The sequence below is a fragment of the Pseudomonas sp. HLS-6 TE3448 genome (genome assembly GCF_053629555.1).
Genome location: NZ_JBRJIO010000001.1, coordinates 3986502 through 4011807, shown reverse-complemented (window position 1 = coordinate 4011807; position 25306 = coordinate 3986502). Strand labels below are relative to the sequence as shown.

The window sequence follows — 25306 nt, the reverse complement described above, 5'->3', positions numbered from 1 at the left end:
CCGTTTGTATTCAAGGCCTGGGCAGCAATGTTGTCATGCCCCGATCAACAAGTTTCGCAACTAACGTTTGTTGCAAAAGGCTAACGCATGAGTGTGGATAATTTTATTGCTGCGCTTGCCAATGAAGGGTGTGGTGAGCATCTTGAATACGATGCAGAGTTCCTTGAGCTGTTCAATCAAGTAACGGTGCGGGAAGAGTCGCAATACGGCGATTATGTATTTGTCCCTGAACCCATTGACTGGATTTCCGTCGAGGCGCGCTGCATCAGTTTGTTCAAACGCACACATGATCTTCGCGTGGCTGTTTGCCTGGCGCGCGCATGGCTTGAGCGTGAGGGCTTGACGGGCTTTGCCAATGGCCTGCAGTTGATTGCCTTTTTGCTTCGGGAGCGTTGGGAGAGCGTGCATCCCCGGCTCAGTGCCGAAGATCACTTTGATCCGTTGGTCAGGGTCAATGCGCTTGCAGAACTTGCGGTGCCGTCGACCATCGGTGTCAGGCTGCGCCGCGAAGTGCTAGCCCGTATCCCAGGGGGCGACAACCTCTGTTGTTCGGACCTGGCATTGATTTCCAGTGCAAACGAGTCCGCGGAGCGTGACGCCTCGCTGGTGCGCTTGACCGGGTTGATCGAGCCACTTTGTTCGGCGGATCTCATGCGCGGGTTGGGCGTGCTGAAGCGCCTTAAAAAGCTGTTGGTCGATATCGGTCAGTGCCTGGATGAAAAGACCGGCCTGGACGCGGTTTCGCCGCTGCATTCCATGGTGCTGCTCCTGCAGCAATGGATTCAGGTCGTTGACAGCCGGTTGCGTAACACGGCCCAGGCAGTGGCCATTGAGCGACTGGAGGAGCGACCGACGCCACCGCCGGTGGTTTACCAGCACGCAGGGTCAACAGCGTTTTCCTCGCGAGAGGAGGTGGTCGTCGCGCTTGAGGCGATCGAGGCGTATTACAGCCGTCATGAGCCCAGCAGTCCGATCCCCATGTTGGTCCGCAGAGTGCGCCGGCTCGCGGGAAAAGAGTTTCTGGAAATAATCGCCGAACTTGCACCGTCAAGTGTTGGCGAGATGCGCGCGTTGGCGGGTGAACAGGAAGATTGAGGGTTTAAGGTTTCTATTTGAGGGGGTGTCATGTCGAGTAATAGTGGGCAAAAGTTTATTGGTCGTAACCGCGCGCCGCGGGTTCAGATCGACTACGACGTCGAACTCTACGGGGCCGAGAAAACAGTAGAAATTCCTTTTGTGAACGGTGTATTGACGGATTTGTCGGGTGCTAATACTGCGCACTTGCCGTCCGTGGCCGATCGGAAGTTTCTGGAAATTGATATTGATAACTTCGATGAGCGCATGAATGCCATTGCGCCGTCGTTGAAGTTTGCAGTCAAGAATGAGCTGACCGGCGAAGGCCAGCTGTCCATTGCCCTGGATATCAAGAGCATGGACGACTTCAGCCCGGGCGCTATCGCACGCAATGTCGAACCCCTCAACAAGTTGTTGGAGGCGCGCAATCAGCTCTCCAACCTCTTGACCTACATGGATGGCAAGAGTGGCGCTGAGCAACTGGTCGCGCAGTTGCTCCAGGACCCTGCGCTCATGAGTTCGTTGCTGGCGCAAGCGAAGTCTCCTGCCCAAACCACTGAATGAGGTAAGCCGCCATGGTTGCAACTGAACAGATACAGGTCGCTGACAGTCAGCTGACGACCGATGCTCCCGATAGTTTCGGCAGCCTGCTGCAACGCGAGTTCAAGCCGCGCAGCGAGCGGGCCAGTGAAGCGCTGCACGCTGCGGTGCACACCCTGGCTGAGCAGGCGCTGAGCGCGACGCACCTGATTGCGGACGACACGCTGAGCACCATTGAGGCGCTTATCGCCGCGATCGACAGCAAGTTGTCGAGCCAGATCAACGCGATCTTGCACCACGACGACTTCCAGAAGCTCGAAGCGTCCTGGCGCGGCTTGCATTATTTGGTCAGCAATACGGAAACCGACGAGAAGCTGAAGATTCGCTTCTTCAACGTCTCCAAGGGCGATCTGGCCCGTGAACTGAAAAAGTTCAAAGGCGCGGCCTGGGACCAAAGCCCGTTGTTCAAGAAGATCTATGAGCACGAGTACGGCCAGTTTGGTGGCGAGCCCTTCGGTGTACTGATTGCCGACTACTACTTTGACAACAGCCCGCCGGATGTCGAACTGCTGTCGTCCATGGCCAAGATCGCGGCGGCAGCCCATGCGCCACTGATCAGCGCTGCCGACCCAGGCGCGCTGCTGATGGACTCGTGGCAAGAGCTGGCCAACCCACGTGACTTGAGCAAGATCTTCCAGACCCCTGAGCATGCGGCGTGGCGCAACCTGCGCAGTTCCGAAGACTCGCGCTACGTGGGCCTGACACTGCCGCGTTTCCTCGGGCGTATTCCTTACGGTGCGAAAACCGCGCCGGTGGAAAATTTCAACTTTGAAGAAGTGACCCAGGGTGACGCCAGCAACTACCTCTGGGTCAATGCGGCTTATGCCATGGGCTTGAACATCAACCAGTCGTTCAAGCAGTTTGGTTGGTGCTCGCAGATCCGCGGTATCGAGTCGGGTGGTGCAATCAGCGGGCTTCCCGTGCACACCTACCCGAGCGAAGACGGTGGTGTTGACATGACCTGCCCAACCGAGATCGCCATCAGTGATCGTCGCGAGCTGGAACTGGCGAACAACGGTTTCATGCCGCTGGTGCATTGCAAGAACACGTCGGTAGCGGCGTTTATCGGGGCGCAGTCGCTGCATAGCCCGCAGCAGTACGACGACCCCGATGCAACCTCGAACGCGCAATTGGCCGCGCGCTTGCCTTACCTGTTTGCCACCTGCCGTTTTGCCCATTACTTGAAGTGCATCGTGCGCGACAAGATTGGTTCGTTCAAAGAACGTGCGGATTTAGAGCGCTGGCTTAACAGTTGGATCATGCGCTATGTCGATCTGAACCCGGCAACGGCGACGGATATCGATAAAGCGCGCAAGCCGCTGGCGGCTGCGGAAGTTATGGTCGAAGAGGACGCGGCGAATCCAGGGTTTTATCGGGCCAAGTTTTTCTTGCGTCCGCACTACCAGCTGGAAGGCCTGACGGTTTCATTGCGCCTGGTTTCGAAGTTGCCATCTGTAAAAGCGTGAAATACTCACTATTTTATATGCTAGGAGAAATACATGATTTTGGTAAAATTTGAGCCGGAGATTAAAGGGACTTCCACCGTCAAGGGTTATGAAGATTGGATTGTCTTCGAATCGTACGCTATTAATTCCGCACGACACATTCAAGTGCATGGGAATGATCGTGATGTTAGTAATGCCCATGTTTCTGAGCTGATGCTGACAAAGGGAGCGGATAAGACGTCGCCGGAGTTTTTTATTCAAGCGAAAATTGGTACGGCGTTCACTAAGGCTACTATAGTAAGTTTGCACGCCGCAGGGTCAAATAAAACGCTGCAGAAAATGGTGTCGCTTGAGTTGGGCGATCCAATCGTTAGCTCTTATTCTACGCAAGGCTCAAGTGGTAATCGTCCGTCGGAACACATTACGCTGAATTTTTCAGAGATCAAATACGAGTACCATTATTTTGATGGTGGGGTGAAAAAAGGCTTCGTGGAAAAATCGTACGACTTAATTAGTAACAGCGCACCAGCTGCGTAACAGCACGGTCGGCATAGCCAAGGTGAACGCTGATTGGGGTTCACCTTGAGCGTGTTGTATCGATTCTGTTGTGTTTCCAGTTAATCGTGACCGATCAGGTTTACCCATGAAGAGCTGCGCCCATACCTTGCTGGAGCGTTTAAGCGTGAACTTCCATGCTGTGGCTTCCCCGAACGCCACAGCAAGCAAGGATGGGCAACTGTCCCGTTTACGCGAAGATCTGAGCACGCTGCTAAATACCCGTGGGCTTGTCAGCACACTGGACCTCAGCCAAGCGCCTTACGTCGCTCGCTCTGTACTGAACTACGGGATTGACAGCATTGCGGGCGAGACACTCTCCAGTTTTTCTCCGGAGGCTCTGGTGAAGCGTATTCATCAGGCCATTCTGGCCTACGAGCCAAGGGTGATTCGCCACAGCTTGCAGGTTTCCTGGATAAGCCGCACCGAAGCGCCCCTGTTCGAAATACAGATGGTCATCGAGGGGCAACTGCGCGATGCAGAGGTCGCTCACCCGTTCACCTTTCGCTCCATCTGGAATACCCAAAGTGGTGCGGTACACCTCGATACAGCACCGTTCAGGGGGCGGCATGGATGAGCGACTGTTGCGCTTGTACGAGCGCGAATTGCAGTTCCTGCGAGAAGGGGCTGCCGAATTTGCCAAGGCCTACCCCAAGGTGGCAAGCCACATTGGCCTGGACACCCAACACAGCCACGACCCCGGTGTGGAGCGTCTGCTCGAGGGGCTGGGGTTCCTGACGGCCCGCATTCAACTGCAGATGGCGTCGGAGTTTCCGCAGTTCACCGGCAACCTGCTGGAGCAGCTCCAGCCTCAATCGTTAATGCCACTGCCGTCCATGGCGGTGGTGCAGTTCACGCCGGACAAACATCAGGGCAGCCTGCTCAATGGCTTCTGCCTGCCCGCCAGTACCGCGTTGAGCGCGGTTGCCGAGCTTGACGGGCGCACCGTGCGTTGTGAGTGGCGTAGTACTCAGCCGGTCACCTTGTGGCCGGTGCAGATCGAGTCTGCCGACTACCTTGCCAGTACCAGCCTGCTATCAGGGTTGCCTGCCAGGTTTACCGGCCAGGCGCACTCGGTGTTGCGGCTGCGCTTGCGAACCACCACGGGCGTCACGTTCAAGCAGATTGCTCTGGACGCGCTGTGCGTGTACTTGAGTGGGGCAGGGGCGCTGGCGGTTCACGAAGCGCTGCTCTCGCGTGCAGTCGGTGTGCTTGCAAGGCCGTCTGAGGACACCCCGGCGTGGTGCGAATTCATTGAGCCCGCGTGCATCACCCAGGCCAATCTTGAAGGCGCGCCTGACACACAGGAACCCTTGCGTGGCGTCAGCGGGCACGCCGGCTTTGCGCTGCTCAGGCGTTTTCTGGCGTTTCCCGAAGGGCAGCGCTTTATCAACCTGTCCGGGTTGGGCCCCGCAGTACGCCGGTGCGATGGTGAGCACCTGGAACTGCTGATCGTGTTGGCGCCGTTGTCCAATCAGCTGCCCGCCGGGCTCGATGGTTCGATGTTCAATCTGTTCTGTGCGCCGGTGCAGAACCTGTTCCAAAAACGTACTGATCGCATCAACGTGTTGCACCATCGGCCGGAGATTCCTGTGCTGGTCGACCAGGCGAACCCCTTGAACCACGAAGTTCATCAGGTGCTGGAGGTGCACGGCTACTTTAGCGGCAGCCGCGAGCGCCAGCGCTTTGTGCCATTGTATTCGCCGCAGGCGCGGGCAACCGACGCAGCCGGCACCGGCTTTTTCCAGGTACACCGGGCGCCCAGCCGCCCGCGCTCGGCTGCCCTGCATGGCAAGCCGTCTTATGCGGGCAGCGACCTGTCGATTGCCCTGGTAGACTCTCAGCACCCGCCGTATCGACCAGACCTGCATCAACTGGCGGCTGAAGTGCTCTGCTCAAACCGCGACCTGCCGTTGCACATTGGCTTTGGCAAGGGCAATACCGATTTTGTCCTGGATGTCAGTGCGCCCGTGCTGGCCATTCGCAGGCTGGCCGGCCCGTCGACGCCGCTCGCTGTGCCGGTTTCGGGCGAGGGGCCCTGGCAGGCAATTCAGCATTTGTCGCGTAACTACCTGCCACTGGCCAATGACGATGGACAGGCCGGGGCGCAGGCGTTGCGCGAACTGCTATCGCTTTACATCGCCCCGGATGATGCGGTGCTGCAGCGCCTGCTTGAAGGCATCGTTTCCTTGCGCGCCACCGTGCTGACGCAGCGCTTGCCCGGCAGCGGGCCGGTAGCGTTCGGCCGTGGCTTGCAACTGCATCTGACCCTCGATGATGCCGCGTGCGAGGGCATTGGTACTGTTGCTTTCGGTGCGGTGCTGGATGTTTTTTTCGCCCGCTATGCGGCCATCAATGCGTTTACCCAGACCGTGCTGTACACCGTGGGACGCGGGATGATCATGCGCTGGCCGGTGAGGAGTAGCCAATGCATGACCCTGTGAGCCCTTGGGAGCAATTGCAGCGTCAGGCCTGGCGTTTTGATTTTTTCAGCGCGTTGCGCTGCCTGGATGCGCTCGACCCGCAGCGCCCGCGCCTGGGCACGTCGGAACACCTGCGTGAGGATCTACTGCGCCTGGGCCAGGCGGTGTCACTGGCCTTCGAGCCGGCCATGCTGCGCAACCTGCAACTGCGCGAGGGGCTGCCGCCACAGTTGCGGGTGACCTTTTTTGGCCTGACCGGGGTCAATGGCCCGATGCCGTTGCCCTTCAGTGAAGAGGCCTTGTCCCGGCAGATCAACCACAACGACGGAACACTGGCGGGTTTTCTGGACATCTTTCACCACCGCCTGCTGTGCCTGTTGTATCGCAGCTGGGCGATGGCGCGCCCGGTCGTCTGCGCAGACCGACCAAGCCAGGACCGTTTTTCCGAGTATGTGCAAGCGTTCGTTCCGCACAGCGAACGCTATTACGCCAGCCAATACCTCGACCAGCGACGCAGTGCCGAGGGCCTGCTGGGTGTGTTACGCGATCACCTGCAGGTGCCCGTCACCCTGCATCAATGGCATGGGCGCTGGAGTGCATTGGCGCCGACAGATCAACTGCAATTGGGTGCTGGCACCGAGGCCGCGCAACTGGGGCGCAGTTCCTTGCTCGGGCGCAGGGCGTGGAATGTCCAGCACAGCGTTCGCGTGACACTCGGGCCGCTGTCGCTGGCCGATATGACACGCTTCTTGCCTGGCACCGAGGCGTTGCGCGACCTGGCACGCCTGGTGGATGACTACCTGGGCTGCGGCTTTGAGTGGGATGTGCAACTGCTGCTCGCACCGAGTGCCAATACGCCGATGCGTCTGGGGGGCAATCTGTCCCTCGGCCTGACCTCCTGGTTGTCCAGCAACCGCCCCGCGACTCAACCACGAGCCTGTGTTCTGACCCCGGCTCGTCTTCAATGACTACAACAGGAACTGCGCCATGACTGACATCAGCCGCGCCAAGCTTTTTGGAAAGCTCGACACCTTGGCTTATCAGGCGATGGAGTCCGCCACAACCTTGTGTCGGGTACGAGGCAACCCTTACGTTGAGCTGGTGCATTGGTTCCAGCTGGTGCTGCAACAGCCAGACTCCGACCTGCGACGCATCAACGAGCGCTTCGGCCTGAACGCGGGCACGCTTTCCAGCGATTTGATCAGTGCCCTCGACCGCTTGCCCGCGCAGGCGGCCTCGGTCGTCGACCTTTCCGCTCAGTTGGACGAAGCCATGGAGCGCGGCTGGTTGTATGGGGCGCTGCAACTGGATGCGAGCAGAATTCGCAGCGGTCACTTGTTGCTCGGTGTGCTGGGCACGGGAAGCTTGCGGCATACCTTGTTCGCAATGTCCCGTGAGTTCGAGAAGATCAATCGTGAGACGCTGCTCGAACAGTTCCACGAAATTGTCCAGCGTTCACCGGAGCAGCCCGTGGTACCCGGTGACGGAGCACCAACGGACCAGCCCCGTGAAGCTTCCAGCACATTGCAGCGTTACACCAGCGACCTCACCGAGCAGGCACGGCTTGGCAACCTCGACCCGGTGCTGGGGCGCAATGAGGAGGTGCGTCAACTCATCGACATTTTGATGCGTCGGCGTCAGAACAACCCATTGCTGGCCGGTGAGGCGGGCGTTGGAAAAACCGCTGTGGTCGAGGGCTTTGCCCAGCGAATTGTCGCCGGTGACGTGCCCGAAGCGTTCCTCGTGGCCCGCGTGCTGGCGCTGGATATCGGCTTGTTGCAGGCCGGTGCCAGCGTCAAGGGCGAGTTCGAGCAGCGCCTGCGCCAGGTGGTCGACGAGGTGCAGGCGGCCACGCAACCGACACTCTTGTTCATCGACGAAGTGCATACCCTGGTCGGCGCAGGCGGCCAGGCCGGTACCGGTGACGCGGCCAACCTGCTCAAGCCGATGCTGGCGCGGGGCAAACTGCGTACGATCGGCGCCACGACCTGGAGCGAGTATAAAAAGCACATCGAGAAGGACCCCGCGCTCAAGCGACGTTTTCAGGTGCTGCGGGTAGACGAACCGAGCCCCGAGGTTGCGATCACCATGTTGCGCAGTGTGCTGCCCACGTTGCAGCGTCACCATCGGGTGCAGATCCTCGATGAGGCGGTGGTGGCTGCCGTCCACCTGTCACACCGTTATCTGCCGGATCGCCAACTCCCGGATAAAGCCATCAGCCTGCTCGACACCGCCTGTGCGCGGGTTGGCATCAGTCAGCAAGCGATGCCCGCACAACTGGCTGACAGCCGCGAGCGCATTGCAAACCTGCGCGCTGAAAAAGTGGTGGTGCAAACGGAGCAGGCCATTGGCCTGCTCGACCCTGAGCGCCTGCAACGTCTTTCGCAGCAACTGCGCGATGAACAGCAGCGCAGTGCTGAGCTGGAAAAGCGCTGGCAGGCGCAAACCGCTTGGGTCGGCGAGATCCAGCAGTTGCGCGAACGCCTCTGCACCGAGCACCTCGCGCCAAGCGTGGAGCAGGCTGAACTGCAGGCCGCCTTTCTGGAGCGCACCGAAGCATTGCAGCAGCGCTTGCACGCCGCCCAGTCTGAAGTGCCTGCCCTGGTACTGACGGATGTCGACGCGCAGTCGGTGGCCAGCGTGCTGCAAGGCTGGACCGGCATTCCGCTGGGCACCCTGCAGCGCAATGAAATTGAAACCATCCTCAACCTCGCCGAGCGCCTGGGTGAGCGTGTCATTGGCCAATCTCATGCGATGGAAGCGATTGCCCGTCGTATTCAGACCTCCCGTGCCGGGCTCGATCACCCGGGCAAACCGGTAGGGGTGTTCCTGCTTGCCGGCCCTTCTGGCGTAGGCAAGACGGAAACCGCCCTGGCCCTGGCGGAACTGCTGTATGGCGGTGAGCACAACCTGGTAACGATCAACATGAGTGAGTACCAGGAGCCGCACACCGTTGCTTCGCTCAAGGGCGCGCCGCCGGGCTATGTCGGTTACGGTGAAGGCGGTGTCTTGACCGAGGCGGTGCGCCGTCGGCCGCACTGCGTGATCCTGCTCGACGAGATTGAAAAGGCTCACCCCGACGTCCATGAAGTGTTCTTCCAGGTGTTCGACAAGGGCTGGATGGAAGACGGCGAGGGCCAGGTCATCGATTTTCGCAATACCTTGATCCTGATGACCACCAACGTGGGCTCCGAAGTGCTGTTCAACCGGCAAGGCACCGAGACGGACCAAGACCTTGAACAGCGGCTCAAGCCGGAACTGCTACGCGTGTTCCCGCCCGCGCTGCTCGGTCGCCTGGTGGCCATTCCGTACTTTGCGCTCAACGACGACATGTTGGCCCGTATTGTCGAGTTGCAACTAAAGCGCGTTGCCGCACGCGTAGAACAGCGTTATCAGGTACCGCTGCACTATGACGCGGTATTGGTGGACTATATCGTCAGCCAGTGCACCGATATACACAGTGGCGGGCGCATGGTTGATTCCATTTTGACGAATGGGCTTTTACCGCAGCTCAGTCGCGCATTCTTGCTGGGCGAAATAAATCAGACCGTGCCTCAACGGGTCAGTTTATCGGTTGGCGATGCAGGGATTATTTACGAGTTTGCCAATGACTAAGGCCTTTTTTAGTCGGCACTCCCCGTTTTAAGGCGCGTGGCTCAGGCCACAGAGGCTGCTTCGCTACAACTCGGTTTAAAACAATTCGGTTTAAAACAGCACGGTTTAACACCGCGCGCCTGTTGGCTATGTGGGCGCGAGGTGTTTGCTTGTTTGGCGTACTGGCAAATGAGTTTGGCGGGTGAATAGATGAAATGGGTGTGCGATCAAACCATTGGGTTAAACAAAACGCTGTCTGAAAATCCTTCGTGCCTCTCGGATTTTTCCTATTTAACGCTTCGTGGTTTTGGCCAAAATACCGCTTCACGTTTTCATCGGTGTCGGTTGCCGCATAACGTAACCAATTATTCAGCGGAGGGGCTGCTGTGCCAGAACAAGTTGTAATGGGGGCGCTGTTACGGTGTTCATTCGGGGCCGCGCCTGCGAACTTGGCTGTACTGCCGGTAAACCGCTACAACGTTGAAGGCCAGCCCGCCGCCAACATCATGGACCACAAGCCGATGGTCAACATCGCCCCGTTCGGCGTGTGTTCGTCGATGACCAATCCGACGGTCTCCGCCGCGACGTCTGCGGCAATGGGGGTACTGACCCCAATGCCCTGTGTGCCGGCAACGGCCTCGCCCTGGACACCCGGCGCTACCAAGACCCATCTCGCGGGGCAGCCGGCGCTGCATAGCCAATGCACCTGCCTGTGCAACTGGGGGGGCGTGATCAAGATCGTTCAGCCCGGTACCCGTAAAACGATGATTGCCTGAGGGCTGCACGTGACTAGCGCTTCTGCAAAACACGCCCCTACCTCCTGCTCCTTCGCCGGGCCGCCAGGTTCCAGTGCGCTGTTGTTCGCCGGCCTGGACGGTAGCGAGGGGCTGAGCCAGTTGTTTGAATACACGGTCAAGGCCCTGAGCCCGGAGGGCGAACTGAAGGCCGATGATTGGCTGGGCCAGCCCCTGGTCGTCGAGCTCCCGTACGACGTTCAAGCGCCTGCACGTGTCCTGCACGCGCACATCTGTGGTTTCCGCCGTGTGGCGGATCAGGGCCAACTGCCGTGCTATGAGTTTTTACTGCGCCCCTGGTTATGGTTTGCAACCTGTGCGAGCAACAGCCGGATTTTTCAAAACATGTCGGTACCTGAGGTGCTCAAGGAGGTACTGAGCGCATACCCGGGAAACCTGGACTGTGTGCCCCTTGAGCAGTACCCGGCGCTGGAATACTGCGTGCAGTTCTGTGAGAGCGATTTCGCCTTTGTCAGCCGCCTGATGGAGGAGGCCGGGCTTTACTACTTTTTCCGGCACACCGCTGAAGGGCACTGCCTGGTGATCACCGATTCAATGAGCGAGCACACGCTGCTTGAAGGTGATCATCGGTTTGAACTGGGTGGAGGGCAGCCCGAGCTGTTCAATCGCTTTTCGGCGTGGGTGCCGGAGCAGGTGGTGTGCAGTGGTCGAGTGCGTGCCACGGACTTCGATTTCACCAAGGCCAACACCCGCGAAGCCAGCGTGCTCGGCGCCGATGCCTCGGTGGTCATGGCACATGATCAGGCCACTTATGAACACTACCACTACCCAGGGCACTTCAATGATGTCACTGCGGGGGAGGCAGCGACCAAGGTTCGGGTACAGGCGCTGAATGCCGAACAGCAGCGCATCCGCGCAGCAGGTTGCGCGCCGTATCTTCTGCCCGGGGGCTGCTTCACCCTTGAGGGGCATCCCGAGGACAATCAGAACACGCAGTACCTGATCGTCCAGGCACAGCTTCAGGCAACCTGTGTGACCTCGACCTACGGCGTCAGTGGCCCACGTTTCAGTTGTCAGCTCGTGGCGATCCGCAGCGACGGTTGCTACCGCGCCGAACTCAAGACGCCACGGCCAAAGATCGTTGGTCCGCAGACCGCGTTCGTCGTCGGCAAGGAGGGCGAGCCGCTGTGGGTCGACGAATTCGGGCGGATCAAGGTGCAGTTCCACTGGGACCGTAGCGACCAGCGCAACGAGAACTGCTCATGCTGGGTGCGTGTCGCGCAACCCCTGGCCGGGCAGCGCTGGGGGGCGGTTTTCCTGCCACGGGTAGGCCAAGAGGTCGTGGTGGAATTTCTCGACGGCAATCCTGACCGTCCGCTGGTGACCGGGAGCCTCTACAACGGCGGCATGCGGCCACCCTACGCGTTACCCGCGCAGGTCGCTCGCAGTGGCATCAAGAGTCAGTCGCTGGGTGCCGAGGATGTCTACAACGAACTGCGTTTCGAGGACAAGGGCGGCGCCGAGCAGTTGTTGTTCCATGCCGGGCGCAACCAGGACATCACGGTGCGTAACGATGCCTTTGAACACATCGGCAACGACATACACCTCAAGGTAGGCGGCAACGCTTACCGCCAGGTGATGAAAGACGCCCACGAGCACATCGAAGGTGACCTTAACGCTCGGGTCAGCACGGACTACTCGCTTGATGTCGGTGGCGACCAGGCCTGTGCGATCAACGGCAGTTGCTCGCTCGAGGTGGGCGCTGATCAGCAGGTCAAGTTGGGCGGCGCGCATTCACTGGACATCGGCGCAGACAGCGATACCAAGGTTGGCGGCAAGTTCAAGCTCGGTGCCAGCAGTGTCGACGTCAAGGGCAGCCAGACGATCACCCTTGAAGCGGGCCAGACGCTGGTGCTCAAGGCCGGTTCCAGCACGGTGGAGTTGGGCCCCAAGGGGGTTTCGATCAATGGCGCGATGGTGGCCATCGACGGCAAGGGCAAGGTCGATATCAACGGGGGCGGCGAGGGTAGCTCGGCGTCCGCAGAGGCGCCGTCACCCAAACAACCGCAAAAACCGAAAAAAACCAAAGCTCCCAAGGAGGCTGATGATGGCCGCGACTAACACCATTGCACAGGTCCCGCGCACGGTGCTGCGTGGCACATTGCTGATGGCCCTGGGATTGCTGCAGGGCTGCCAGGCATTCGGCTGGTTTCAGGCGCCTGCGCCACTCGACCCGAAAAAGCGCGTGGACATTGTGGCGGCGCTCGATGTCAATCCGAACCTCTTCGGTCGTCCGTCTCCTGTGTTGCTCACGTTCTATCAGCTGAGCGATGCCACAACCTTCCTCAAGGCGGATCTGTCACGGCTTGAGCATGCCAATGAGTCGTCGGCCGATGCGACCTGGCTCATGCGCGAGACGTTTCAATTAAGCCCTGGCGAACGGCGCGAACACCTTTTCGTACCCCATCCGCAGATGCGCCTGGTGGGCGTGGTCGCGGAGTACCGCGACCTGGATAACGCTCAATGGCGCGCGGTAGATGTCTTTCAAGCCCAAAGCCCCGAGGTACTGAAGGTGAACCTGGCGCGTGACAGGGTATCGGTTCAGGCCATTCCACTAGCAGAGGGCTTAACACATGCTCAGCAATGACGGGGTTGTTTGGTCGGAAGGCATGTTCCTCCAGCCGCAACATTTCCAACAGCAACAACGCCACGTGCAGGCGCAGTTGGTTCAGGGGTTGCAAGCGGTACAGGCTAACGTTTGGGGGTTCAGCGCACTGAAACTCGACCCGGCGCAGTTGCTCCTGGGGCGAATCCAGTTGCTCGAGTGTGCAGGTGTTCTACCCGATGGCACGCTGTTCAGCCTCGATAGCCAAGGCCTGGCGCAGGCCGGCTTTGTTGTCCCTGAAGGCGCACGCGGGCTGGACGTGGTATTGGCCTTGCCCAGGGCGGGCGCTGCACACATTGACGTCGAGCACGCACCTGCCGCCGACAGCCTGTCGCGCTACCATCGGCTGGAGGCCACGGTGCAGGACAGCACCGCCGAGGGTGCCGCAGAGGCGACCTTGCAGCTTGCCCGGCTCAACCTGCGCCTGGCACGTCGGCAAGACGTCGAGCAGTCACATGTGTATCTGGATGTCGCCCGGGTGCTTGAACGCAGTTCCGGTGGCCAGGTCAGCCTGGATGAGGCCTTCATTGCTCCGGTTCTGAACTGGCGCCTGGCGCCGCGGCTGGCGGCATTCGTGGATGACTTCCTCGGCCGTGTTCGGCAGCGGGGCTACATGTTGGCGACCAACATGGGCGTACCAGGGCTGGGTGGAATCGCCGAGGTCCATCATTTTCTGATGCTGCAGACGATCAACCGAGCCGAGCCGATGCTCGCCCACCTGGCCAGCTACCCAGGCTTGCACCCCGAGGTCCTGTTCCGTGAGTTGGTCGCCCTGGCTGGTGAGTTGGCGATTTTCTCTGAAACCAGCAAGCGGCCAAAGTCCTATCCGGTGTACCGGCATGATCGGCTCGCCGACAGCTTCGACCCCGTCATGATCGACCTGGCTCATATCCTCAGTGCGCAGGCCGGAACCGATGTAGTGCCCCTGGCCTTGAATGAGCGTGAACACGGTATTCGTGTTGCCGCGGTGCTCGACACCAGCCTGTATGGCAGCGCCCGCTTTGTACTTGCAGTGCGTGCGCAAGTGCCGGATGACGAACTGCGCAAGGTGTTCCCGACGTGCCTGAAGGTTGGGCCAAGCGAACGCGTTGCCGACCTCGTCGACCTGCAGCTACCCGGAATCAACGTCTGTGTTCTGCCGGCCGCGCCGCGTGAACTGCCGTATTACGCAGGCTTCAGCTACTTCGAGCTTCAGCGCGACAACCCGTTGTGGCAGGCACTTGGCAGCAGCGCCGGTTTCGGCCTGCATGTGGCCGGTGATTTTCCGGGCTTGCAACTGGCCTTCTGGGCGATCAAGGAGCCTCAATGAAACGCCGTTTCTGGACCCCTCTTGCAAACATCAAGGCGCGCTGGGGCGCGTCGGCGTTGCCGGCCCCGACAGCGCGGCCACATGACGCCTTGCCCGCGCTGAGCAGCGAAGGGCTTGGGCTGCATGCCAGTGACCTGCTGTATGAGGTCGTGCTGCTGCGCAGCCTTGAGCAGGCGCCCGACCTTGATGATCTGCGCGCCCATCTGGTCACCCAGATGCGTACGTTCCATCGAAAGGCGGTGGAGGATCGCGTACCGGTCAGCCTGGTTGAGCGCGCCCAGTATGCGATGTGTACGCTGCTCGATGAGACCATCTCCAGTGCTGAATGGGGCAGGGGAGAGTGGTCGAAACACAGCCTGCTGATGATCTTCCATGGCCAGACCTCGGGAGGAGACGGTTTTTTTGGCTACCTCGATGCAGCAGAGCTCAAGCCTGAGGAAAACCTCCCGCTGCTGGAAGTGATGTACCTGTGCCTGGCACTTGGCCTGGAGGGCCGCTACCGCATTCAGAGTGAAGGGCGCGCCGCGCTTGCGCTGCGGCGTAACCACCTGTTCGAAACGATTCGCATGCAACGCGGCTACCTGCCCGCGGTCAGCCCGGATGAGCAGGTGCGTGGTTGGCGTCATGACTACTTCAGCCGTCGCCGTTATGTCTGGTGGGGGTGTGGGGCGTTGCTGGTGATGCTGGCGGCCGGCTTGGCCTATCACCTGGAAAACCGTTCCTACCAAACCCTGGTGCGGTTGCAGGCACTGGAGCAGGCACCGCTGAACACCTTGGCGCAGCAACTGGCCCTGGCGCTTTCCGCAGACGTACGGGCCGGTCGCCTGTACCTGCTTGAAGACGGCCTTGGCGTGCGCATCACGATCAGTTCCTCCGGCTTGTTTGCTGCCGGCGGTAGCGAAGTGGCGTCGCTCTACGAGCCTGTATTGAAGCGTATTGCCGCTGCACTGGAGCAGTGGCCGGTGCACATCAAGGTGATTGGCCACAGTGACGACACGCCGGTGGCGACCCGCTTGATTTCCAATCAGGCATTGTCGCTGGCCCGTGCCGAGACCGTGCTTCGCGCGCTGGTGGGCAATGACATTGACCCTCTGCGCTATACCGCCGAGGGGCGTGGTGAGCTTGAACCGTTGTTCGCCAATGACAGCCCGGATAACCGTGCCCGAAACCGTCGCGTGGAAATTTTCGCCTATCCCACGCAAGGCTGACTGAGACGGCATTCCCACACACCTTTTACTTGCGGATGTTGCTGCCATGCTTCTGCGCGCCATGAAAACCCTGCTGTTCGCCTGTTCGGCGCTGCTGGGCCTTGTAGTTATGATGTACCTGGTCCTGATGCATGGCCAGCGTCTGGCAGTCGATGGTTACGCACCCTTGGCCAGCGTGGCTAGCCGTCTGCTGCTCTGCGCCGGGCTTGCCGTCCTGGCTCTGGTGCTATGGCTGCGTCGGCGTCAGCGCACAAAGGAAACCGATCCAGCGCCTTTGGCCGACGCCGCGCCGCAGGAGGCCTGTTCGGACCGGGAACGGCTGCTGCGCGAGCGGCTGCAGGCCTGGTTTCAACGCGCCAGTGGCCGATTGCCGGGGTTCTTGCTGATCGGCCCGCCCGGGCTGGACAAGGGCCCGTTGCTCGGCCTGAGCGGCAACGCCGATGACGACCTGCGCTGTGCCACGGTGAGTGGTTTCGCCCTGTTCGATATCAACGGCAGCCTGCTGAGCCCGTCTCAACCTGAGCAGGCACGGCTGTGGCGTCTGTTGCTCGATGAGCTCAAACAGGCTGAGGTTGGCGGCACACTGCCGCGCGGAATCCTGCTGGTGCTGTCGGCGCTGCAGTTACACAAAGCGAGCGTTGCCGAACGCGATCAGTTGGCACTGATGCTCCGTGCGCGCCTTGAAGAACTGGCCAGTCGCTTTGGTAACGCCCTGTCGGTGCAGGTGATCGTCAGCGGTTGTGAGCAACTGCCTGGGTACACGGAGTCGCTGGCGTGGCTGGCGGCAGACCGGCGTGAATTGAGCCTGGCGTTTGCGCCTGCCCTGCGTAACCGAGACCTGCTCGCGACCTTAGGCCCGCGCATGAGGGCGCTGATTGCCGACCTGCACAGCACCGCGCTCGAACGTCTTCAGCGCGAGCCGGATGTTCAGGTGCGCTCCATGCTGTTCGGCTTCACGCCGATGTGGCGCGCACTCTCCATGAGCCTGCAGGCGGTGCTGGAAACGGCCCTGGCCCAAGAACGCGGCATTGCCCAGGTCGCCCTGCAGTCGGTGCGTTTCAGTGCACAACCGGCCACGGTCGAATCGCCGGCCCCGGTCTTGTTGCGGGCGTTGCACACCTGTTGGCGCCCCGGCCGACTGCGCACGCCAATGCGCCAGGGGCTGGCATGGGGCAGGTCATGGGCACACGTTCTGGTGCCGGCAATCAGCCTGATGCTCGGCCTGCTGTTGCTCAGCCTGCACCGCGATCAGACCCGTCGCCTGGAACACGCCGATCAACAGATAGCAGCGTTACAGCAGGCGCCCCATCATGCCAACACCCCGGTGCTGGGGGGCGACACCCTGCTGCGGCTTGATCGGCTCGCCCACATGGCGCACACCCTCGACCAGGGCTGGTTGCCCTGGTCGACCGGTCGTCAATTGCAGTTGCATGCGGCGCAAGCCTATGCGCATGCCCTTGAACAGCAGGTGCTGGCCGATCTGCTGCAGCGTCTCGAAGATCGTCTACGCCGTGCTCAAACCCTTAGCGAAGCAACACTGCGCCAGAGCCTGTCGTTGTACCTGATGCTTGGCGGTGAAGGGCGCTTTGATGCGCAAGCGCTGGGCGAGTGGTACGCCAGCGCCTTTCGCGACAGTGCCGGAAGCCGCCTGAGTGACGCGCAGCATCAGCAGTTTGACGAGCACCTGCAACGGTTGCTCAAACGCCTGGCACTGTCTACGCCACGGCCACTGGACCGCGGGCTCATCGAGCAGGCGCGCAACCAGCTGGCGGCTGAACCTGTGGCGCATCGGTTGTACCGGCAGCTACTGGAGCAGGTGGATGATCGCACCTTGAGCGAATTCAGTATCGCCTCTGTACTGGGCGCGGGCGGCCTGTTGCTGTTCACCAAGCGCAGCGGAGAATCCCAGGCCCGTGGGGTACCGGGGCTTTACACCGTGGAGGGGCACCGGCGTTTTAGCGCACGCGTCGAGCCAATGCTGGCGCTAGCGCTTGTACAAGAGCGACGCCTGATGGGGCAGGCTGAGGTGCTGAGCATCAAGCCCATCAAGGACGAGGTGCTAGCGCTCTACCATCAGGCCTATATCGAGCAGTGGGAGGCGTTTTTCGACGACCTGCAAGTCAGCGGCCTGGATCAGTCCGAACATGTACCGCGCCGGTTGTTGCAACTGGCGCAACGCGACTCGCCGTTGCTGGAACTGTTGCACGCGGCGGCGCGCCACACCCAGCTGTCGCCCGTACTACCATCCCACGGCTTGCTGGAGCGCGCCCTGCAGAAAGGCGAGCATTTGCAGCAGCGGGTTGGCCTGGCTCAACCGGTACCGGCGGTCAGCCCGTTGCCTCATCCGGTCACCCAGCATTTCAAGCCCCTGCACCAATGGCTGGCGGCCGAGGCACCGGCGAGCACGTCCGAGCAGTTGCTGCTCGCCTTGAAAGACACCGCCTTGTTCATCGACGCCAGCCAACAGGGCGTGCGGCAGAAAGTGCCCATGGACGCCAGCGATTCGTTGCAACGCCTGAGGGAAGAGGTGGAGCAACTGCCCGCGCTGCTTCAACCCATGATGCTGGACATCGTTCAGGTCGGTCAGCAGCACGTGCAGCAACACACCCGACACGTGCTTGAGCGTGCATGGGCCAGCGACGTCGCGCCCCTCTGTGAGCGTGCGCTGAGCGGGCGTTACCCGTTCGACGGCGATTCAGACACCCAGGCGTCGCTGGACGATTTCAACCGGTTGTTTGCGGCTGACGGCGTGCTGCAGCGCTTTGTAGAGCAGCACCTGGACGGGCAGCTTGATACCCGGTCACGCCCCTGGCGCTTGAACGAGGGCGCTTCGGTGGGCGGCGTCAGTGCGCCACTGCTGGCCACCCTGGAGAACGCCGCACAGCTGCGCGACAGCTTTTTCCCGGCGGGCCAACACCAGGCACAGCTGGCATTCGAACTCAGCCCGCTGATGATGAGCGAGCGCATCGCCCGTTTCACCCTGGACTACGACGGTGCGCGCTTGAACTACAGCCATGGGCCGCTGGGGTCGGCGCTGTTCGAATGGCCCGGCAAAGCCCTGGGCAGCGAAATCCGGGCCAGCGTGACACTGCTTGACGGCCGCACCCTCATCCGCAAAAGCACCGGGCCGTGGGCGTGGTTTCGCCTGATCGACCAGGCACGGCAAATCCCGACCGAAGATCCCGAGGCACGTCAGCTGGTGTTTGATTTCGAGGGCGAAGAAGTGCGCTTGCAGTTACGTGTGGGTCGTGCGGGTGCGCCGTTTGATAGTCAGGGGGTGAGGCGGTTTGATTGTGTGGATGTTAATGCAGCGTTTGTGTCAATAAATGTGCGTGGGAGGCCATGAGTGGCAATTTAATAGCTTGAAGGTGGTTGTTGTAATTCTTTAACAGGATGTGGAGGTGTGCTATGAGTAAGGTTGAGATTTTGAGGCGATGGGAGACAAATAAATTACGGCCGGGCCGGGCATTGATACATACAATACGTGAATGCTATGAGACCACCAGTCCGCTGCTGAATAATCCTGCGGAAGATCTGTTTAAAACATGGGATATAATCAGTGCATCGCTCTTTGATGCGAGTGCCATGACGGCTTTGGATATACTTTTACCAAGGCGGACGCTTGCTTTTGGTGAGTTGGGCTTTGTGTTGGATGTGCCGATTCAGAACATTTTGGGCACGCATCATCGTGATCTCGCTTTTCCTAATCATATTGGGACTGAACAGGACGTAAGTGCCAAGGGGGGGCGGCGAGTAACGAACTCCTTTGCTTTGGCAGATGCTATTTTTTCAGGGGTAAATCTTCGCAAAAAGGTAGTAATGCCGGGTGGGTTTAATCAGATTCGTACTCCGGAAGATTTGTTGGTGAACACGTTTAGTTATAATGAGGTGCTGCTCGTGGGTAAGGAAGGCATCAATATTTATCCAGGTTTGCCAGAGACTGGGCGAATAAAGGTTATCGAGGTTTGTGTTTTTCGTAAAAACATGGACAGCCTTCCTGAGCATAGAGAGAGGTATAATCGCTTGATGATGCTTGCTGAAAGATTACGGATTGTAAATGAAATAGGTCACCCTGTAAGGGTTTTTTGATGATTTAATTGTGCCACGCCACGCCCGTAGTGGGGCAAAAAGTGCGTGATTAAAAAATTCGATGTGTTATTGGTGTGAGGTCCTCTGAATAAAATATATTCTTTTTAATGGTCTCGTATTTCATACGTAAATTACTGTCTCAAACGCCACGTAGCACAAGTAGGTGAGGCCATCGCCGCATAATGTTTTGCGAGTTTTTCTAGGCGCGTAACTATGCGGCGATTTTCGTTTAGCTATCCGATACGATCCACGACTCCCCCTACCCAAACCTTCCACTGGCCCCCGCAGGTTAGCAGTACGACCCAAGATCTCAACCGATGCGGCTTGGTGGGCCGGTGAATGCCCGACTCGATATCTACAGCACACAATTGCTGCCGCAAGGCTAGCGCTACCACCTGTTTGCGTGGGTGAAGTGTTTCCTGTTAGCGTTCGCAACTGTAAACTATTCTCAATAGCGACAGTCAACAACGTCTACAGGGAGCGGGGAGCGTCATGAAATTGGGGTCTAGTGCAGGGAAATTCGGGGCCGGTGCGTTCTCGTCACAGTGGCTGGGGCTGGGGGCTGTGACGGCGTTGAGCTCGCTGCTGCCGATGGGCGTGGCGTACGCTCAGAACGCAGCCGATACCGGCTCCGGGACGTATGTGGAGTTGGCGCCTTCGGCAGTGGAGGCCAAGGCGGTGGAAGACACCGGTTACGTCGCCACTCAAGCGCAGGGCATCACCAAGAGCAACGTGCCGCTGATCGAAAACCCGCAGTCGGTTACGGTAGTCACGCGCAAGCAAATGAACGCACAGGATGCGCAAACCCTCAGCGAAGCCCTGCGTTACACCGCAGGGGTAAACGCCGAGCCGTTCGGTGCCGATAACCGCAATGACTACATCTACATCCGCGGTTTCGATCAGTCCAACGATGGCCTGTTTCTCGATGGCCTGAACCTGCTGAACCGCAACTACGGCATGTGGCGTGTCGACCCTTACAGCCTTGAAAGTGTTGAAGTGGTGCGTGGCCCCAGCTCGGTGCTGTTCGGCCAAAGCTCGCCGGGCGGTCTGGTCAACCAGGTCAGCAAGCGTCCGACCGCGGCGCCCATTCGTGAGATCCGGGCCGAGTACGGCAGTTACGACAAGAAAGTCGGTGCGTTCGATATTGGCGGCAAGCTGGATGACGATGGCCGTTTCCTGGGGCGTCTGACTGCGCAGATAAAGGACGGCTCCACGCAGATCGATCATGTCGACGAAGAGAGCTGGTTCATCGCCCCGGCACTGACTTGGAACATCGATGACAACACCTCGCTGACAGTCCTTGCGCAGGTTCAGCACGAGCGCCTGGGCTCGGTGTTCCAGTACCTGCCGTACGAGGGCACGGTCAAAACCAACCCATTGGGCCGCTATGACACCGACCTGTTCGCTGGCGAGCCGGACTTCGACCACTTCGATCGCGATCAGGAAAGCATCGGCTACACCTTCGATCATGTGTTCAACGATGTCTGGAGCTTCAAGCAGAATTTCCGCTACCGCCATTTGACCCTGGACTACAAGTCCATTTATGGCCTGGGTTATTACAACCCTGCACCAACGGCAGACCTGGCACCAGGCGACTTTGGCCAGGGTTACCGTGGTGCGTTGACCTCCAAGACCACCGTCACTGGCTGGGCATTGGACAACCAGGCCCATGCAAACTTCAACACCGGCCCTGTCGAGCATAACGTCACCCTGGGCGGTGACATGCAGTACACCACCTACGACATCTTCAACCAGGGCAGCCCGGGCGGTGACCCGAACCCCTTCGATCTCTATAACCCAACCTACGGCAACTGGACACCGAGCGACCTGGCGACGTCCAACGACGTGGTCAGTAAGGTGCGTCAGCTGGGTATCTACACCCAGGATCAGTTCAAGATCGACAAGTTTGCCTTTACCTTGGGTGGCCGGGTTGACTGGGCGCGTGTGAACCAGGACAGCGACGGTGGTACCGGTGCCTACGCGACTGCGCGCAACGCAGCGGGTACCAACCAGCGTAACGACCGCAAGGCGACCTACCGCGCAGGTGTGGTGTATCTGGCTGACAATGGCCTGGCGCCGTACTACAGCTATTCTCAATCATTCGCCCCCAACGTGGGCCTGACCACCGACCTCATGAAGCCGACCACCGGCGAGCAACATGAGCTGGGTATCAAGTACCAGCCCAAGGGCTCCAACAGCTCGGTGACGCTGTCGTTGTTCGACCTGCGCAAGAAGGACGTTCCGACCCCCGATCCAACCGACCCGAGCGGCCAGCGGCAGGTCCAGATTGGCGAGGTCCAGTCTCGCGGCGTCGAGCTGGAAGCGGTTGCCAGCATCACCGAATCGTTCAACGTGATTACCAGCCTGACCTACAACAAGGTCGAGATCACCAAGGACACCAACTATGAAGGCAACCGGCCGTACAACGTGCCGGAGAAAATGGCCTCGATCTGGGCGGATTACACCTTCAGGAACGGTGATATCAAAGGCCTGGGCTTTGGCGCTGGCGTGCGCTATGTCGGCTCCAGCTACGGTGACGATGCCAACAAACTGGATATTCCGGCCTATGCCCTGGTGGACGCCATGGTGCATTACGACCTGGAAAACTGGCGTGTGCAGTTGAACGCCAAGAACCTGCTCGACAATAACTATGCCACCTGCCAAGGCACGGAATTCCGTTGCAACTACGGTTACCCGCGCATGCTCTCCACCTCTGTGTCCTACAACTGGTAAGCGTCTGTAGCCATCTTCGCCCCCTCCAGGATCGAGGGGGTGAACCCATCCGCCAAGCAAGGTGTTGTCATGATTTTTTCTCCTTTATCCCTCCTGCAGGTCGATGGCCGCCGACTGTCCATCGAGCAGCAGGGTGATCAATTGAACATCGACCTCGAAGGTCGCTTTGTGGGCTCGCTCGTCGTGGCTACGGGGGGCCAACGTGCCCGGTTGATGCTGCGGCCGTGCGAGGTCGAGCGGGTCAAGGACCTGACACTGGCCGCCTTGCATGCGGCGTTCCTGGTGCACCCGGTACGTGAGCTTGCACTGTCGGTTACTGGGCAGGCTCAGGTCAGCCTTTTGTTGCGCGAAGGCCTGGCGGTTCATGCACCCGACAGCGAAGCATTGATTTGCCCGCAGCACTTGTTCCGCCAGCATCCTCAACCCTGGCTGGCCTATCCACCGTCCAGCCAGTATCCGTTGCAGTACCGTTTGAGCAATGGCAAGCGCCATCCGCAACGTGCACCGCGTCAGCCTGGCACGGTGTATCGACGTTACGTGGCGGAAATCGCTGAGACGATTTCGTTGCGCACGCTCGATCCGCAGCAGGATCTGGAGGTGTTCAGCCGTTGGCAGAATGACCCGCGTGTAGCGGCGTTCTGGGAAATGACCGGCAGCCAGCAGGCGCATCGCGACTACCTGGACGCTTTGCTGGCAGACCCCAAAGTGCACCCCCTGATCGCCTGCTTCAATGATGAGCCTTTTGCGTACTTCGAGGCCTATTGGGCCCGCGAAGACCGCATCGCGCCGTACTACGACGTGCAAGATTACGACCGTGGCGTGCATATGCTGGTCGGGGAGCAGCGTTACCGGGGTGCTCACCGGGTGAGTGCCTGGCTGTCGTCGTTGGCGCACTTCCTGTTTCTTGATGACGCCCGCACCCAGCGCGTGGTGGCCGAGCCGCGTGCCGACAACGCGAAGATGATCAACTATCTGCAGCGGGCCGGTTTCTATCGCGAGAAGGAATTCGACTTCCCGCACAAGCGCGCAGCCATGATGATCTTGCCGCGCGAAGTGTTCTTCGCCGATGCGCCGAACCATGGCCAACAGGCGCTGGTGACTTGCGCTTAAATTAAAATCATTCTCATTCGTCACTTCCTCGACAAGCCCAAACAGGTTGTAGGCATCTGCCTACGAATCATTTCGATGATTCCGTTCGACAGGAAGGAACACTATGAGTTTTGACAGTGAAAACGCAGTCTTCGTCGTGGTCGTCAATGGTGAGCAGCAATACTCCATATGGCCCGAATACAAGGCGATTCCCGAAGGTTGGCAGGAGGCCGGCAAGCGCGGCCTGCGGCAGGAGTGCCTGGCTTACATCGCCAGCGTCTGGACCGACATGCGGCCCTTGAGCCTGCAACAGCAATTGGCCCACTGACAGGCCGGCGACTGCCGGGAATTGAGGGGCGGATGCGTTTGCTCCGCCCCATGTATCAATGCCTCCTTGTCTGACCGAAGTCGGTAGCGCGGGGGCACCAAGAGGGAGCGCGTGATGGAACTGCTGCAAATGGCCAAGCGTCTGGATGTCGCCGGAATCGGCGTCGGCCCGTTCAACCTGAGTCTGGCCGCGCTTATGGTCCCCCAGGCACAGCTCAACAGTTGCTTCTTCGAGCGCAGGCCGCGTTTCGACTGGCACGCCGGGATGATGTTGCCCGGCACCTACATGCAGACGTCCTACCTCAAGGACATGGTCACGCCGGTCGACCCGGCCAGCCGCTATGGTTTCCTGAACTATCTGGTCGACAAAGGCCGCTTCTACCGATTCATCAATGCGGAATACACGAATGTGCGCCGCGTCGAATACGCGGACTACATGCGCTGGGTGTCTGAGCAGTTGACCAATGTCGCGTTTTCCAGCGACGTTCAGGAGGTAACGTTCGATGGCCATGATTTTGTCATCGGCTTCGCCAATCGTCCGTCCTTGAAAGCCCGGCATATCGTGGTCGCGACCGGTTTGCTGCCGCACATTCCCGAGTGGGGGCGCGTGCTGGGCGGTGAACATTGTCAGCACAGCCATGGCTACATGCATGCGCAGCATTCGCTGGCCGGTAAGCGGGTGACCGTGGTGGGCGGCGGGCAGAGTGGCGCGGAGATCTTCCTTGATGTGCTCTCCGGGCGTCGAGGGGTGGTGTCCGAGCTGAACTGGATCACGCGCCGTGCCAACCTTGAACCGCTGGATGAGACCCCGTTCACCAACGAATACTTTTCTCCGGACTACGTGCGTGAATTCTATGCGCTGCCGGAAGCCGACAAGCGCCGCTTGGTGGTTCAACAGAAACTGGCGGGCGACGGTGTATCGCCGGTGACCTTGCGCGAATTGTCCCAGGCGCTGTACGAGAACGAGTTCTTGAACACGCAAGCGGTGCCTGCACGCATTTTGCCGCAGCGTGAAGTGGTGGCCATGCAGCGCCACGGCGGCCATTTCCAGCTCACGAACCACAACGGTTTCAACGGTGCCCGCGAACGCCTCGATGCCGATGAGGTGATTCTCGCCACGGGTTATCAGCAGACCCTGCCCAAGTGCATCGCCGCCTTGATTCCGCGGCTGGTCCATGATCAGGAGGGTGGCCTGGTGCTCAATCAGGACTATTCCGCGCAGTGGGATGGCCCCGCGAGTAACCGGATTTACGTCCAGAACGCGGGCCGATACACCCATGGCATTGCAGACCCGCAACTCAGTCTGGCCGCGTGGCGATCGGCAGTGATCATCAACAGCATCGCGGAAAAGCCGCTGTATGCGACAACGCCCGTGCCACCACCGCTGACCTGGAGCCATGCGCGTGAAGAGGGCGGTCGACAGGCGCGGGCGTAACCGCT

19 protein-coding genes are annotated in these 25306 nt (G+C 59.9%); all 19 read left to right on the top strand.

The genetic code is table 11. The features are described 5' to 3' along the window. Nucleotides 1-87 precede the first annotated feature (87 nt). The 19 genes from tssA to AB7M23_RS18260 all read left to right on the top strand — a co-directional run bounded on the left by tssA (nt 88) and on the right by AB7M23_RS18260 (nt 25301). Nucleotides 88-1095: a type VI secretion system protein TssA gene (gene tssA / locus AB7M23_RS18350; RefSeq protein WP_454241611.1), complete on the top strand. Its 1008-nt coding sequence runs from the start codon at nt 88-90 to the stop codon at nt 1093-1095. A gap of 30 nt (nt 1096-1125) precedes the next feature. Further along, nucleotides 1126-1638: a type VI secretion system contractile sheath small subunit gene (gene tssB, locus AB7M23_RS18345; protein ID WP_102052920.1), complete on the top strand. Its 513-nt coding sequence runs from the start codon at nt 1126-1128 to the stop codon at nt 1636-1638. 11 nt (nt 1639-1649) lie between these two features. Beyond that, nucleotides 1650-3140: a type VI secretion system contractile sheath large subunit gene (gene tssC / locus AB7M23_RS18340; protein WP_454241610.1), complete on the top strand. Its 1491-nt coding sequence runs from the start codon at nt 1650-1652 to the stop codon at nt 3138-3140. Between the two features lie 33 nt (nt 3141-3173). Beyond that, the gene (locus AB7M23_RS18335; protein ID WP_065760176.1) at nt 3174-3656 is read left to right on the top strand and encodes an Hcp family type VI secretion system effector; all 483 of its coding nucleotides are present in this window, start codon (nt 3174-3176) and stop codon (nt 3654-3656) included. A 106-nt stretch (nt 3657-3762) separates the two neighbouring features. After that, nucleotides 3763-4251, top strand: coding sequence for a type VI secretion system baseplate subunit TssE (gene tssE, locus AB7M23_RS18330; RefSeq protein ID WP_245704339.1), 489 nt, complete (start codon nt 3763-3765; stop codon nt 4249-4251). Next, on the top strand, nt 4244-6118 hold the full coding sequence (gene tssF, locus AB7M23_RS18325; RefSeq protein ID WP_454241609.1) for a type VI secretion system baseplate subunit TssF: 1875 nt from the start codon (nt 4244-4246) through the stop codon (nt 6116-6118). Before tssE ends, tssF begins: the two co-directional genes overlap by 8 nt. Continuing rightward, complete coding sequence (gene tssG / locus AB7M23_RS18320) at nt 6103-7065, top strand: type VI secretion system baseplate subunit TssG (RefSeq protein ID WP_454241608.1); 963 nt, start codon at nt 6103-6105, stop codon at nt 7063-7065. Before tssF ends, tssG begins: the two co-directional genes overlap by 16 nt. A 19-nt stretch (nt 7066-7084) precedes the next feature. After that, nucleotides 7085-9712, top strand: coding sequence for a type VI secretion system ATPase TssH (gene tssH, locus AB7M23_RS18315; protein WP_454241607.1), 2628 nt, complete (start codon nt 7085-7087; stop codon nt 9710-9712). A gap of 383 nt (nt 9713-10095) precedes the next feature. Then, on the top strand, nt 10096-10467 hold the full coding sequence (locus tag AB7M23_RS18310; RefSeq protein ID WP_454242198.1) for a DUF4280 domain-containing protein: 372 nt from the start codon (nt 10096-10098) through the stop codon (nt 10465-10467). Nucleotides 10468-10476: 9 nt separating this feature from the next. Beyond that, nucleotides 10477-12567: a type VI secretion system Vgr family protein gene (locus AB7M23_RS18305; RefSeq protein ID WP_454241606.1), complete on the top strand. Its 2091-nt coding sequence runs from the start codon at nt 10477-10479 to the stop codon at nt 12565-12567. Continuing rightward, a complete protein-coding gene (tssJ, locus tag AB7M23_RS18300; protein WP_454241605.1) occupies nt 12554-13093 on the top strand; it encodes a type VI secretion system lipoprotein TssJ in 540 nt (179 codons plus the stop codon). The genes AB7M23_RS18305 and tssJ overlap by 14 nt, the downstream gene beginning before the upstream one ends. Next, nucleotides 13080-14420 (top strand): type VI secretion system baseplate subunit TssK, encoded by a 1341-nt coding sequence (gene tssK / locus AB7M23_RS18295; protein ID WP_454241604.1) that lies wholly within the window; start codon nt 13080-13082, stop codon nt 14418-14420. Before tssJ ends, tssK begins: the two co-directional genes overlap by 14 nt. Further along, a complete protein-coding gene (gene icmH / locus AB7M23_RS18290; protein WP_454241603.1) occupies nt 14417-15628 on the top strand; it encodes a type IVB secretion system protein IcmH/DotU in 1212 nt (403 codons plus the stop codon). Before tssK ends, icmH begins: the two co-directional genes overlap by 4 nt. Nucleotides 15629-15674: 46 nt before the next feature. Next, nucleotides 15675-18974 carry a type VI secretion system membrane subunit TssM gene (gene tssM / locus AB7M23_RS18285; protein ID WP_454241602.1) on the top strand — a complete coding sequence of 1100 codons (3300 nt, stop codon included), beginning with the start codon at nt 15675-15677 and terminating at the stop codon, nt 18972-18974. Nucleotides 18975-19036: 62 nt separating this feature from the next. After that, nucleotides 19037-19717 carry a hypothetical protein gene (locus tag AB7M23_RS18280; protein ID WP_454241601.1) on the top strand — a complete coding sequence of 227 codons (681 nt, stop codon included), beginning with the start codon at nt 19037-19039 and terminating at the stop codon, nt 19715-19717. Nucleotides 19718-20209: 492 nt separating this feature from the next. Further along, entirely contained in the window at nt 20210-22450 is a 2241-nt protein-coding gene (locus tag AB7M23_RS18275) for a TonB-dependent siderophore receptor (RefSeq protein WP_454241600.1), read from the top strand. Nucleotides 22451-22519: 69 nt separating this feature from the next. Further along, the gene (locus AB7M23_RS18270) at nt 22520-23560 is read left to right on the top strand and encodes a GNAT family N-acetyltransferase (RefSeq protein WP_454241599.1); all 1041 of its coding nucleotides are present in this window, start codon (nt 22520-22522) and stop codon (nt 23558-23560) included. 103 nt (nt 23561-23663) lie between these two features. Then, nucleotides 23664-23867, top strand: a complete 204-nt coding sequence (locus tag AB7M23_RS18265) for an MbtH family protein (protein WP_099774866.1) — start codon at nt 23664-23666, stop codon at nt 23865-23867. Between the two features lie 114 nt (nt 23868-23981). Then, on the top strand, nt 23982-25301 hold the full coding sequence (locus tag AB7M23_RS18260) for a lysine N(6)-hydroxylase/L-ornithine N(5)-oxygenase family protein (RefSeq protein WP_099774865.1): 1320 nt from the start codon (nt 23982-23984) through the stop codon (nt 25299-25301). Nucleotides 25302-25306: the final 5 nt, after the last annotated feature.